Below are 12,263 nucleotides of genomic sequence, written 5' to 3'. Positions count from 1 at the left end.
GTATTTGACTAATTGCTACAAGGTATACTATATTAATAGATGTTCATAATATTATCAAAATATTTATAGAGGTGAATTTGATGAGCAAAACCCTGTATGTTGGCAATCTTCCGTGGGCAACATCTTCAGAAGAACTGACTGAATACTTTGCCGAGTTCGGCAATGTAATCGGCAGCAGAATTATTACCGACAGAGAAACCGGCCGTTCGAGAGGCTTTGGTTTTGTAGAGGTTGCGGATGAAGATGCAGAACGTCTGGCTGAGGAACTCAATGGCAAAGACTTTAATGGTCGTTCTTTGACAGTTAACGAAGCAAGACCTCGCCAGACTGTCTAATCATTGAGTTTGGAGTTGAGGAGTTTCTTAAAGATAAATTATGATATTTGATGATACCGGATTTATAGGCTTGGTTACATAAATATGGGTTTATCTTAAGAGGACTGGGACTCTAAAAGAATTTCGGTACAGTGATACTGCTGTACCGCTTTTCTTTTTTTGTATCTGTTGTAATGTTGGCAGAAACAGCAGGAAGAGGGAATCATATCATGGATCATCCTGATGATTATCGAAAGCTGGTCCAGGGAAAATTATCCGCGGAAAGATACCAGCATGTCTTGGGGGTAGAACAGGTTGCGGTTGAACTGGCGGGAAAGTACAGCATCAACTCAGAATCGGCAAGCATAGCCGCTCTTACGCATGATTTGGAAAAAGAACGCCCCTGGTCTGAGCAAAAGGCTCTTGCCCAGGCCCTCGGCCTGATCTCCTGCCCTGAGGATCTGGTTAACCCTCAGGTTTTGCATGGAAGACTGGCGGCCTATGTGCTGGAACATGATTATGCAATGACAGATATAGATATTTTGAATGCCGTAGCCAATCATACTCTGGGAAGGCCGGGAATGTCCGCATTGGAAATGCTGATTTACAGTGCTGATCTGATTGAGCCGGGCAGGTCCTTTACAGGAGTAGACAACCTGCGTGAGAAGTTGTATGATGACCTTATAGAGGGCACTTATGCCTGTGTAGGCCACATGCTGGCCTATCTGGAACAACAGGGAAGACCGGTACATCCTCTGACCAGGCTCGCTTTTCTTGATTTGGAAAAAAGAACAGGAAAGTCAAGAGGCGGTTTTTCTGATCATTTATCAGTTTCAAGGGAGGTTTGAATTTGGAATTATCTCAGAAGAAGCTGAAGATAGTTACCGACTATATTTTGGATAAAAAGGGCCATGATATTGTCGTCCTTGATCTCAGGGGTATTTCCGCCGTTACAGATTATTTCATTATCGTTACCGGGAATACACCTATCCAAACGAAAGCCATTACGGAGCACCTTCAGGAAAAATTTAAGGAAGAACAAATTCCGGTGCTGAGGGTGGAAGGATTATCTGACGGGCGCTGGGTGCTGATGGACTGCGGAGATCTGGTGATCCATATCATGATTCCGGAGGCCAGGGAATTTTACAGTTTGGAACGTTTGTGGGGAGATGCTCAGGAAATAAATCTCGGTGTCTGAAAAGACCTGGATTTACACAAAGCTTGGCGTGAGCCAAGCTTTCTAGATGATACAGGAGGTTAGACAGATGCAGGAACGTTACCTGTTTGATAAAATTGAGCCTAAATGGCAGAAAAAATGGGTGGAAGAAAGAGTTGATCAAACCTCTGAGGATGACCGACAGAAGTTTTATGCCCTGGCCATGTTCCCTTATCCCTCAGGAAACCTACATATGGGACATGTCAGGAATTATTCCATTGTCGATGTGATCGCCAGATTTAAAAGGATGCAGGGATATCATGTTCTTCATCCTATTGGCTGGGATGCCTTTGGACTGCCCGCGGAGAATGCGGCAATCAAAAATCAGACCCCGCCTGCGGAATGGACCTGGAAAAATATAGCCAATATGAGGAGCCAGCTGCAGGAGATGGGAATTTCCTATGACTGGGACAGGGAAATCGCAACCTGTCATCCGGAGTATTACCGTTGGACCCAGTGGATCTTCCTGGAGCTTTATCAGCATGGACTGGCCTACAAGAAAAAATCGGCTGTCAATTGGTGTCCTTCCTGTAATACCGTTCTCGCCAACGAGCAGGTTGTGGATGGCGCTTGTGAACGCTGTGAGACGGAAGTAACGAAAAAGGACCTGGAACAGTGGTTTTTTAAGATTACGGATTATTCCGAAGAACTGCTTAATGATTTGGAAAAACTGACAGGCTGGCCGGAAAAGGTAAAGACCATGCAGCGCAACTGGATTGGCCGCTCTGAAGGCGCGCAGGCCAAGTTCAAGCTTGAAGGGCGCAAAGAAATGATCACGGTGTTTACAACCAGACTGGATACAATTTTTGGAGTCAGCTGTCTTGTTCTTGCTCCTGAACATCCCCTGGTTGCGGAGTTGACCAAAGGGACTCCTTACGAAAAGGATGTACAGGCGTTCATTGAAAAAATGAAGGGCCTGAATGAAATTGCCAGGACTTCAACAGAAACAGAGAAAGAAGGACTGTTTATCGGGAGCCGTTGTATCAATCCGCTTAGTGGGGAACTGGTCCCGATATGGATTGCCAACTATGTCTTATTGGACTACGGAACAGGTGCGGTGATGGGAGTCCCTGCTCATGACCAGAGAGACTTTGAGTTTGCCGCAAAATACAATCTGCCTGTCACCAGAGTAATCAGACCAGAAGATATGCCGGAAGAACAAATCCATTTGCCGATGGCCGCCGCCTATACGGAAAATGGAATGATGGTCAATTCCCCCGATTTTAACGGGATGGATAATGAGACAGCCCGGGAAAGAATGGCCGGCAAACTGGAAAAATTCAAACTGGGAGAGAAAAAAATCAATTACCGCTTGCGTGACTGGCTGATTTCCCGCCAGCGCTATTGGGGGGCGCCTATTCCGATGGTTTATTGTGATCAATGCGGTATCGTGCCTGTGCCGGTTGAGCAATTGCCGGTCCGGCTGCCGGATGATGTGGTGTTTAAACCGGGAGATAACCCGCTCACTACCTCCTCAAGCTTTCTGGAAACCGTATGTCCCCAGTGTGGAGGCAAAGCCCGCCGGGAGACGGATACCATGGACACCTTTATGTGTTCCTCCTGGTATTTTCTGCGGTACTGTGATCCGCGTAATGCCAAGGAGGCCTTTGCCGCTGAAGCTGTTGACAAATGGATGAATGTAGACCAGTATGTGGGCGGGGTGGAACATGCGATTCTGCATTTGCTGTACTCCCGGTTCTTCACCAAAGTATTCAGAGATTTTGGCTATCTGCATGTTGACGAGCCCTTTGAAAACCTGCTGACACAGGGCATGGTTTGTATGGATGGCTCCAAGATGTCCAAATCAAAGGGCAATGTGGTCAGTCCGGAAGAAATTATCGGCAGGTTTGGGGCTGATACGGCCAGACTGTTTATCCTTTTCGCAGCTCCTCCGGAAAGAGATCTGGAATGGAGCGAGCAAGGTGTTGAAGGTTGTTACAGGTTCCTGAACCGGGTCTGGAGACTGGCTTACCAGTACCATGAAGCAGTCAGGGTCCGGGAAGATGTCCAGACGGATTCCAATGAGACCGGAGAACAGGGAATAAAGGATATCCGCCGTCAGATCCATTTGGCGATCAAAAAAGTGACTGCCGATGTGGGAACACGTTTTAATTTCAACACGGCGATCAGCTCTGTTATGGAGCTGGTCAATGCTTTGTATCTCTATAAGGAACAGCCCGGGGCCGATCCGGCTTCATTCAAGGAAGGAATAGAGACGGTCCTGCTTCTGCTGTCTCCGTTTGCCCCTCATATTACGGAAGAAATATGGCATGAGTTCGGACATGAAGAGAGTATTCACAGGCGGGCCTGGCCGCAGTGCGATGAGGATGCCCTGATCGAGGACGAGGTTACTGTTGTTTTACAGATCAATGGCAAGGTCAGGGACCGGCTTCAGGTACCTGCCGCAATCCCGGCAGAGGACCTGGAAAGGCTTGTCAGGTCTTCTGGGAAAGTGATACAACTGGTTGAAGGGAAAACAATCGTCAAAATTATCACTGTCCCCGGAAAACTGGTCAACGTTGTTGTGAAGTAAGCTTTTTTCTCCGTCAAAAAGAAAAGGAATGGCCGCAGTATCGCTTTGGTACCGCGGCCATTCCTTTTTGGGCAATTGATTATTTCACAGGAATAGGCCCTACCAGCCATTCTTCGTCTACCTCAGCCTCATAGCCCGACTGGATGGCCGTTGTCCCGGGTTTGATTTCCAGAACAACTCCATTGCTGCTGATGGTTGCCTTTGTTATTTTTCCCTCACCGGATACTGTTGCCGGGGACATGACGTTCAGAGCTTTAATCTCCGCCTGTTCCAGAAGAATATCTGCTCCGGCGGCAGAGACATTCAGAGTATTAAAAGTGCCCAGGAGGGTGAGATCTCCGAGCCGGGCATCAACATCATTGAAGCCGCCCGCGGCGGAAGTTTCCTGGGAATCATCAAGGGTGGCGGGGGAAAGGGTTTTTACCTTGGCGATCTTTGATTTATTCTTGACCGCAAGGTTGGTTGTTTTTTTATCCGGAACATTAATCGTAATCAGTTTTGCTGTCAGCGCATCCCCCAGAAGGAGAGAATTATATCCGCCCCTGATGGTGATTTGTCCTTTTACCGTAACGTTTTTCAGGATGACATCACCGTAATATATTCCTTCACCAAGTAAAAGGTCGCCTTCGATCACGGTATTTTGAACGGTAATATCGCCTGCTTCAATATCGATGCTTCCGGCTACCGTGCTTGTTCCTGAAGAAGGTCCGTATGTGCCCGGCTGGTCAAAAATACTTTTTTTCATCTTGCCCAGATCGTCGAGAAGAAGGCTCACCACTTCATCAGGTACGGCGCCGGTTCCACCTAAAACAGTAAGATGACTGGCGACAGTCAGTTTGGTTCTCAAATAATCTCTTGTTCCTTGAGGCAATTTGTTGTTGACCAGGATAATCGGAGAACCGAACTGAGCGGCAAGGGCTCCTCCGGCCAGGGAATCGGCAAACCCATCGGAGCCTTCGCCCCGGGAGACAAAGAGATTGTTAAAATCCAGATCGGAAGAGAATTTCTGCAGAATAAGCTTGTTTGTTTCATAACGGTTTTTCCCATTGATTCTGGTCGGAGCAGGCACCTGTTTCTCGATGCTTTTACTGATTGCTCCGGTTCCTCCGATAATATAGGTATGCTCAATTTTATAGTTATCCAGGTGGTTTTTTACTGAGTCCGGGATGTTATTTTGGGGACAGAGCAGAATGGCAAGGCCTTTGATCGAGGCAATGGAAGAGATGGACAGAGCATCGGAATAATCGTTCCCTGTTACCAGAGCGACATCCTTGCTGCCGAGTCTTTTGGCGATTTCAACCGAAGTTTCGTATCTGTCCGCTCCGAAAATGCGTTCGATATTGTCAATGTCGATGGAATCCAGCTCTTTTTCAGCATTATCGGATATTGCGCCATAGCCGCCGACAATCAAAATATTTTCTGCCTCCAGTCTGTCCAGCTCATCAAGGGTAGCGGAGTTGGTCAGATCATAATTGGAGAACAGAATGGGACAATTGTATTTTTGGGCAAGGGGCACGGCGCAAAGAGCATCGGCAAAGTCGCTGCCCCGGACAATGATGGCATATTTAGAAGTTTTCCAGCCTGCCTGGGAAATCTGGACGGCTGTCCGGTACCTGTCCGGTCCGGCCAGTCGGGAAACTCTATTTTCAGCGTATGCTTCCTTACTTTGGGAGGAAAAGATAAACAGGACTGACACAGTGAGCAGCAGACAAAAAAAACGTTTGAGAAGGGAACATTTTCGCATTGAAAGGAGCCTCCTTAGTAAAAGTTGATGATTGTCTCAGGGGACGATTACTTTAATTATATCGTCAAAAAAGGTAAAGATAATGATAGCGGCGCCAAAAAAACAACATAAAAAATAAAAAGAATTTCAGCTCTAATAAAGAATTTCAGCTCTAATCAGGAAGGATTTTAGAATAAAAGGAAGAATGTTCCTAAAAATACTTTTTCAGTATATTGGGGGCAGATCATGAGAAATAAAGCTAAAGTGCTGTGGTGGGCAGCGTTAGGTCTGTTGCTGGTGACGGCTGCGTTAAGAGTTTTCCTGCCTGTCAAATCTCCGGTGGAGTTTGAGCAGGACCCCAACAACGGGGATATTGTGGTCTATATTACGGGGGCGGTTCGTCAGCCGGGGATGCTGCGTCTGGCCCTGGATGCCCGTATGGATGACGCGTTAAAAGCTGCTCAGGTCACTTCAGAGGCTGATTTAGATATGATTAATCCCGCCCAAAAGCTGAAAGACGGACAGAAAATTATCATTCCCGCAAAGAAGACGGCAATGGAAAGTCAGAAGGACACAGAACCCGGCAGTACGACGGATAATCGGGACACTTCAAGCAGCTCCTCGGAAAAAGTAAATATTAATACGGCAGACCTGGCTGAGCTTGACAGGATTCCGGGGATAGGGCCGGCTTTAGCCAAGAGGATTATAGATTACCGTAAGGACAATGGATTGTACAATACTCCGGAGGACCTGAAGAATGTGTCGGGAATCGGAGAAAAGACCTATGAAAAGATGTCAGGGTATCTGACGGTCGGACAATAAGGGATGACGGACAAATGGGTGAACAGGGCCGGAACAGTTCTTGCCGGAGGAATTGCGGGAGTGTACTTCAGCAAAGCCGGGATATGGATAGGATTTTTGCTTTTCCTGATCTGTTTAAGATGGTTGGTTTGGAAACCCCGGGATTTTTTCGGTCGTTTAAGAAGAGCTGAATGGTGGCTGCTTCTGGCCGGTTTCGGAGCCGCTTGTCTGCTGGGAATGACTGCCGATAAAGGGCTTTCTGTTCCTGTAACCATGGACAATATTACGGTGGAGGGCATTCTTGAAGACTGGCAGGCTGATTCTTCCTCAGCCAGGGGGGTATTGAGGATCAGCAATGTTTTTGGAGAAAGCCGATATGGGACTGAAGGCAACTATATCATCGCTGTTTATTCTGGGAAGGAAGGTTTTGCGGACGGCTGGAGCAGGGTGACTCCCGGTGACCGGATAAGAGTTCGTGTGAAGCTCGAACAGCCCAAAGAACCGGGAGTTGAAGGCGGCTTTCATGCTCCTGTCTATTATGCGGTAAGGGGAATCAATGGGATTTTAACGGCCAAAGGGGAAGCGATACTGGTTCGGAAAGGAGATCCTCCCTTGAACTGGCTGTTGCGGGATAAGTTTCATCAAATCCTCATGGAGATGCGGCCTGCTGAAGCCGGCTTGATGGAAGCAATCCTTTTTGGGGACACCTGGGGTTTAGACAAAGACCTGGTAGAACTGTTTAAGGTTACCGGAGTCCTTCATGTTTTTGCGGCATCCGGGTCCAATATTGTCTTTGTCTTGCTTTTGGCCTGGGGGATATTCTTTTTTCTCCCGCTTAAACTGAGGGCGGCGGCGAGTTTAGGATTTATCTGGCTTTATGCCTCATTGTGCGGTTTTCATCCTCCTGTTTTAAGGGCAGCGATTCTGGTATCGGCAGTATTGGCGGGCAGAATCTCCAGGCAGCAGGTATCCGCTTTGCGCTGGCTGGCATTTGCCGGAGTTCTGCTGTTTTTGCACAATCCTCTTTATCTCCGGGATGTGAGTTTTCAGCTTTCTTTTGCTTCAAGCTTAGGAATCATCCTGCTGACTCCGCTTTTGGAGGGGAAAAAGCCCTTCGCGGCGATGCCTGCGGGATTGAGAACCGCTTTTTGTTTGGGATTGGGCGCACAGATCATGGCGATGCCCATTCTGATGACGGTATTCCATAGAGTGTCCCTGGTCGGCCTGGCAGCTAATCTGTTTATTGGATATGTCCTGGGCGCGGTGTTGGAATTGGGTCTGATCGGGATGCTGCTCATCTTTCTGCCTTTTCTGGCCAGGATCTTTCTTACAGCAGCCTTTTGGCTTCTGGAGCTTTCGCAAAAGGGTCTTGTTATCCTGGCCTCTTTACCCTGGGCGGACTTCTGGGTTTTGGAGCCGGGAAAGGCATTTTGGCTTTTCTGGTACCTGGGGATTTTTCTTTTGTTTGGAGACAGGGAAAAAGCGGTCTTTATTGTCAATGTAGGGTTAAGGAAGTTCAAGGTGAAGAATCTGATTACGCAAAAACAGGCGGCAGGGATTTTGCTCTTTGTTTTCTTCCTGACGGTGATTTTCCATGGGTACAGCGGAAGAGATATCCGGATAGTTTTTCTTGATGTCGGGCAGGGAGACTGTATCCTGCTCCAAACAGCAGAGGAAACCCTGCTGGTCGACAGCGGGCCCCAAACAGACAGCTTTAATGCCGGAGAAACGATTGTTCTTCCCTATCTTTTACATAAAGGGATAGGAAAACTGAACATGGTTTTGTTTACTCACCCGGACAGGGATCATTTAGGCGGAGGAGAATATCTTTTAAACAATATTCCCACAGAAAAAGTAGGCTTACCGCAAACCGGCGGTCATGAAGCGGAGCTAAAATGGCGGGAAGGAATACCGGAGCCTTTTTGGAGAGAAAACAGGATAAGCAGGCTGGGCGCGGGAGATGTCCTCCGTTACGATTCGGGACTGGTTCTGCATTTTTTGGGTCCTGTAAGCGGATATCACAATACAGAGACGGAGAGCTTCAATGACGGCTCACTTGTCTTATTGGCTGAATATGAAGGCTTTAAAGTGTTATTGACCGGAGATATGGCCGAGCAAGAAATTCAAGATATCCAGGCAAGGGGAGATGATTGGGGAGCGGATTTTCTGAAGATCCCCCATCATGGGAGCAAGGGATCACTGGTTCCCGATTTCTATCAGGAGATTTCCCCGCGGGGAGTGGTTATCTCTGTCGGTAAAAATCGCTATGGTCATCCTGCGCCTGAGGTTGTGGAGTATTGGGAGGAGAGAGGTATCCCGGTCTACCGCACGGATGAGGACGGGACGGTCACGCTTGTCCTGGGCCGCCGGGGAATGACCCTGTCAACGGAGAGGAACTAAATCAGGTATTTTGTAATGATTGCTGATATGTTAAAATAGAGCCAATTGATTGAAAGGATGGGATGCCAAATGGAAAATCCAATTGTAACCTTTGAAATGGAAAACGGGGGGATCATAAAGGCTGAGCTGTATCCTGAGGCTGCGCCGAACACCGTGCGTAATTTTGTTTCCCTGATCAAGAAGGGTTTTTATGACGGCCTGATTTTTCACAGAGTAATTCCCGGGTTCATGATTCAGGGAGGGTGTCCCAACGGATCAGGCATGGGCGGTCCCGGTTATGGAATCAAAGGGGAATTTAGTTCCAATGGAATCAAAAACGATCTGATACATACCAGAGGGGTTCTCTCCATGGCCCGCTCCCAGGATAATGATTCTGCGGGTTCACAATTCTTTATCATGGTCGAAGATGCGGACCATCTGGATGGTTTATACGCGGCCTTTGGCAAGGTTATCGAAGGTCTGGATGTTGCTGATGGAATTGTTTCAGCGGAAACAGATTACCGGGACAGGCCGATTGAACAGCAAAAAATAAAGACCGTCACGGTCGATACCAAAGGTGTCGAATATGAAGAACCGGAAATAAGCTGAAAGTAGTTTGGATCGTCATCTTTTCTGAATAATTTAACAAAAAATATAAATTAATGAATAAAAAGAGGAATGACATGGAAATAATAGTGTTGAACATCTCTTTTCTCCTCCTCTTTCTTTCCCCCTTCATGAAATTGAAGGGGCTTTTTTTTGTTTATTGCATAATAGTATTGGCCGGGTATATACTTTTTATGGGGCTTGAACACATCAGGCCGAGGAATCCGGTATTTGAACAAATGATCCAAGTATGGATATTTAAGGTGGAGAGAGATGTCTTTTGATCGGCTGAAGAGGGATATTGAGGAAGAAAATCTGGCAGTTGTTTATCTGTTATACGGGGAGGACAGGTATTCCCTTTTACAAAGTGTTCAAGGAATGAAAAAGCTGTTTCTGAGGGAAGATCCTTCAGGAAGCAATATTGAGATCATGCAAGGGAAAGAGATACCTGTGGATCAGATCATCGAAACGCTGAATTCCTCTGCTTTGTTTTCCCGCAAATTGGTGATTGTGGACAATGCTCCTTATTTCGATCAGGCAAAAAAGAAAAACAGTTCGGAGGATGAGGAGATGGACCAGGATTCCTGGTCGGTTGAACCTTTGATTGACTATCTGCAAGATCCTAATCCTTCAAGCATTTTATGTATCATTGCCAATAAAGCGAATAAAGGCCGCAGGCTATATCAGGCCATGGCTAAAGCAGGCAGAATCATTGAATTTGCTATGCCTAGTGGAACCGGAGAGTGGCAGGAATGGATAGGGGCCGAAGCAAGGGCAAACGGGAAAACCATCGGAATGCAGGCCGCGTCCTACCTGGCGGAGTGGTCAGGGCATCATACCGGGATATTAGGCGCTGAGATAGAAAAGCTGGCGGTCTACCTTGGGGACAGACAGGAAATCATGAAGGAAGATATTGGGGCTGTTTGTATTCCCATGGCGGAAACAACGGTGTTTAAAATGCTGGACGGAATTGCCGCCAGAAACGCCGGGGAAGCCCTGCAAAGACTTCGGGAAGTCGTGGAAAGGGAACACTATCTGAAGGTAAATACAATGATCGTACGCCAGGTAAGATTGCTGCTAACGGCATGTTATCTCAGAACCGGGGGGGGGAAGCCCGAGGAATTGGTGAGAGTCGCTTCGATCAAGCCCTTTGAAGCGAATAAGGTTTTTCGCCAGTCCGCAAAATTCACTTTCCCGATGCTGGAAAAAGCCCTGGAAGATTGTTTGAATACGGATATCGCCTTTAAGACAAGCGGGGGAGATCCGCAGTTTTTATTGGAAATGATGGTGATCAAACTTTGCAAGTAAGGTTTGCCCGGCAGTTTCTTTTTCTTATTTTTTTAAAGAGGTAATTAACATGCTTGGAGCAATCATCGGTGATCTTGTCGGTTCACAGTTTGAGTGCAGCACAATCAAGACGAAAGAATTTGACTTGTTTACTTCTCACTGTAAATTTACGGACGACAGCGTGATGAGCCTGGCGGTGGCGAAGGCTCTGCTGGATTGCGCCGGAGATCAGGATAAGCTTGGAGCTTTCGCCGTTAAAGCAATGCAGGAGGTTGGCCGCCTGTACCCTGACTGCGGCTATGGCGGGATGTTCAGGCAATGGCTGTACTCGGACAATCCCCAGCCTTATCATAGTTTCGGCAATGGTTCGGCAATGCGCGTATCTGCTTGTGCTTTCGCGGCTGAAACGATCGACGGGGCAAAGCGGCTTTCACGCAAAGTCACCGAGGTCACCCATAATCATCCCGAAGGGATAAAGGGAGCGGAAGCAACCGCCGTCTGTGTTTTTCTTGCCCGTGAGGGAAAAAACATTTTCGAAATCCGGAACCATGTAGACCAGTACTATTACCCGTTGAATTTTACACTCGACATGATACGTGACAGCTATAAATTCAACCAAACTTGTCAAGATACCGTGCCGCAGGCGATTATGGCCTTTCTTGAATCAGGATCTTTCGAGGATGCCATTCGCAATGCGGTCTCGATCGGCGGTGACAGTGATACTCTGGCCGCGATTACGGGCGGTATAGCCCAAGCCTATTACGGTGTCCCGGCTGAAATCCGAGAAAAGGCCTTGACGTTTCTTGATGGGCGCCTTCTAAAAATATTGACTGATTTTGAAAGCATTTTCCCGCCTGTCTAATCAAGTTCAGATATGTCGTTGCTTAGCACAGGGAAAGGGTAAAAAAGCAGGCATCCATTCACATGATTGTAAACGGATGCCTGCTTTCTCGTAACGGGTTAGAGTATTGGTTGAACAAATTCCTCTAGCTCGCCTGGTTTTTTGTATCGCTGAGTTTTTTCGTTAGTCTTGATTTTCTGCGAGCAGCTTGGTTTTTATGAATCAAGCCTTTGGAGGCTGCTTTATCCAGTGCTCTGGTAGCCTTGCGAAGAGCTTCGGCAGCACCTTCAGGCCCTGCGGCAAGAGCTTCCTCAAAACGGCGTATTGTTGTTTTCAAGGCAGACTTAGCGGCGGAATTTTTTAGATTCCTGATTTTGGAGAGCTCAACTCTTTTCACAGCGGATTTAATATTCGGCATTAGCATAGTCACCCCCTTCAAACGAACTACCGTACATTTACGCAAAGATTATTCTATCATAGATGACAAAATAGATGCAAGGAATATTGTAAAAAAAAATTGTTCTATCGGTAAAACAACCCTCATATTCCTTAATATGGAAGGT

General features: G+C 47.2%; 11 protein-coding genes. 9 read left to right on the top strand and 2 right to left on the bottom strand.

The genetic code is table 11. The features are described from left to right. Positions 1-80: 80 nt before the first annotated feature. The 4 genes from SGLY_RS12330 to leuS all read left to right on the top strand — a co-directional run bounded on the left by SGLY_RS12330 (position 81) and on the right by leuS (position 4,063). A complete protein-coding gene (locus tag SGLY_RS12330) occupies positions 81-335 on the top strand; it encodes an RNA recognition motif domain-containing protein (protein WP_013625605.1) in 255 nt (84 codons plus the stop codon). A 209-nt stretch (positions 336-544) separates the two neighbouring features. Beyond that, on the top strand, positions 545-1,162 hold the full coding sequence (yqeK, locus tag SGLY_RS12325; protein ID WP_013625604.1) for a bis(5'-nucleosyl)-tetraphosphatase (symmetrical) YqeK: 618 nt from the start codon (positions 545-547) through the stop codon (positions 1,160-1,162). Between the two features lie 2 nt (positions 1,163-1,164). Next, positions 1,165-1,512: a ribosome silencing factor gene (gene rsfS, locus SGLY_RS12320; RefSeq protein WP_013625603.1), complete on the top strand. Its 348-nt coding sequence runs from the start codon at positions 1,165-1,167 to the stop codon at positions 1,510-1,512. 67 nt (positions 1,513-1,579) lie between these two features. Beyond that, positions 1,580-4,063 carry a leucine--tRNA ligase gene (gene leuS / locus SGLY_RS12315; protein ID WP_013625602.1) on the top strand — a complete coding sequence of 828 codons (2,484 nt, stop codon included), beginning with the start codon at positions 1,580-1,582 and terminating at the stop codon, positions 4,061-4,063. A 79-nt stretch (positions 4,064-4,142) separates the two neighbouring features. Here leuS and SGLY_RS17165 read toward each other — a convergent pair whose 3' ends face one another. Next, entirely contained in the window at positions 4,143-5,807 is a 1,665-nt protein-coding gene (locus SGLY_RS17165) for a cell wall-binding repeat-containing protein (protein ID WP_013625601.1), read from the bottom strand. Positions 5,808-6,032: 225 nt separating this feature from the next. On the opposite strand from SGLY_RS17165, the gene SGLY_RS12305 reads away from it, so the two are divergent. The 5 genes from SGLY_RS12305 (at position 6,033) to SGLY_RS12280 (ending at position 11,721) form a co-directional block, all read left to right on the top strand. Continuing rightward, entirely contained in the window at positions 6,033-6,608 is a 576-nt protein-coding gene (locus SGLY_RS12305) for a helix-hairpin-helix domain-containing protein (RefSeq protein WP_013625600.1), read from the top strand. A 3-nt stretch (positions 6,609-6,611) separates the two neighbouring features. Further along, entirely contained in the window at positions 6,612-8,987 is a 2,376-nt protein-coding gene (locus SGLY_RS12300) for a DNA internalization-related competence protein ComEC/Rec2 (protein WP_013625599.1), read from the top strand. 69 nt (positions 8,988-9,056) lie between these two features. Further along, a complete protein-coding gene (locus tag SGLY_RS12295) occupies positions 9,057-9,575 on the top strand; it encodes a peptidylprolyl isomerase (RefSeq protein WP_013625598.1) in 519 nt (172 codons plus the stop codon). A 270-nt stretch (positions 9,576-9,845) separates the two neighbouring features. Next, positions 9,846-10,880, top strand: a complete 1,035-nt coding sequence (gene holA / locus SGLY_RS12285) for a DNA polymerase III subunit delta (RefSeq protein ID WP_013625596.1) — start codon at positions 9,846-9,848, stop codon at positions 10,878-10,880. 49 nt (positions 10,881-10,929) lie between these two features. Then, on the top strand, positions 10,930-11,721 hold the full coding sequence (locus SGLY_RS12280; protein ID WP_013625595.1) for an ADP-ribosylglycohydrolase family protein: 792 nt from the start codon (positions 10,930-10,932) through the stop codon (positions 11,719-11,721). Between the two features lie 124 nt (positions 11,722-11,845). Here SGLY_RS12280 and rpsT read toward each other — a convergent pair whose 3' ends face one another. Continuing rightward, positions 11,846-12,118 (bottom strand): 30S ribosomal protein S20, encoded by a 273-nt coding sequence (gene rpsT, locus SGLY_RS12275; RefSeq protein WP_041444797.1) that lies wholly within the window; start codon positions 12,116-12,118, stop codon positions 11,846-11,848. Positions 12,119-12,263: the final 145 nt, after the last annotated feature.

It is taken from the genome of Syntrophobotulus glycolicus DSM 8271 (genome assembly GCF_000190635.1).
In the GTDB taxonomy this organism is placed as follows: Bacteria; Bacillota; Desulfitobacteriia; order Desulfitobacteriales; family Syntrophobotulaceae; genus Syntrophobotulus; species Syntrophobotulus glycolicus.
Note: the sequence above shows the minus strand (reverse complement) of the source record. Positions and strands in the feature narration are given on the sequence as shown.

Excerpts from the sequence above, each read along its gene's own strand:
- rpsT (WP_041444797.1), bottom strand. The coding sequence starts at position 12,118 with ATGCCGAATATTAAATCCGCTGTGAAAAGAGTTGAGCTCTCCAAAATC.
- SGLY_RS17165 (WP_013625601.1), bottom strand. The coding sequence starts at position 5,807 with ATGCGAAAATGTTCCCTTCTCAAACGTTTTTTTTGTCTGCTGCTCACT.
- SGLY_RS12330 (WP_013625605.1), top strand. The coding sequence starts at position 81 with ATGAGCAAAACCCTGTATGTTGGCAATCTTCCGTGGGCAACATCTTCA.
- holA (WP_013625596.1), top strand. The coding sequence starts at position 9,846 with ATGTCTTTTGATCGGCTGAAGAGGGATATTGAGGAAGAAAATCTGGCA.
- SGLY_RS12295 (WP_013625598.1), top strand. The coding sequence starts at position 9,057 with ATGGAAAATCCAATTGTAACCTTTGAAATGGAAAACGGGGGGATCATA.
- SGLY_RS12280 (WP_013625595.1), top strand. The coding sequence starts at position 10,930 with ATGCTTGGAGCAATCATCGGTGATCTTGTCGGTTCACAGTTTGAGTGC.
- yqeK (WP_013625604.1), top strand. The coding sequence starts at position 545 with ATGGATCATCCTGATGATTATCGAAAGCTGGTCCAGGGAAAATTATCC.
- SGLY_RS12300 (WP_013625599.1), top strand. The coding sequence starts at position 6,612 with ATGACGGACAAATGGGTGAACAGGGCCGGAACAGTTCTTGCCGGAGGA.
- SGLY_RS12305 (WP_013625600.1), top strand. The coding sequence starts at position 6,033 with ATGAGAAATAAAGCTAAAGTGCTGTGGTGGGCAGCGTTAGGTCTGTTG.
- leuS (WP_013625602.1), top strand. The coding sequence starts at position 1,580 with ATGCAGGAACGTTACCTGTTTGATAAAATTGAGCCTAAATGGCAGAAA.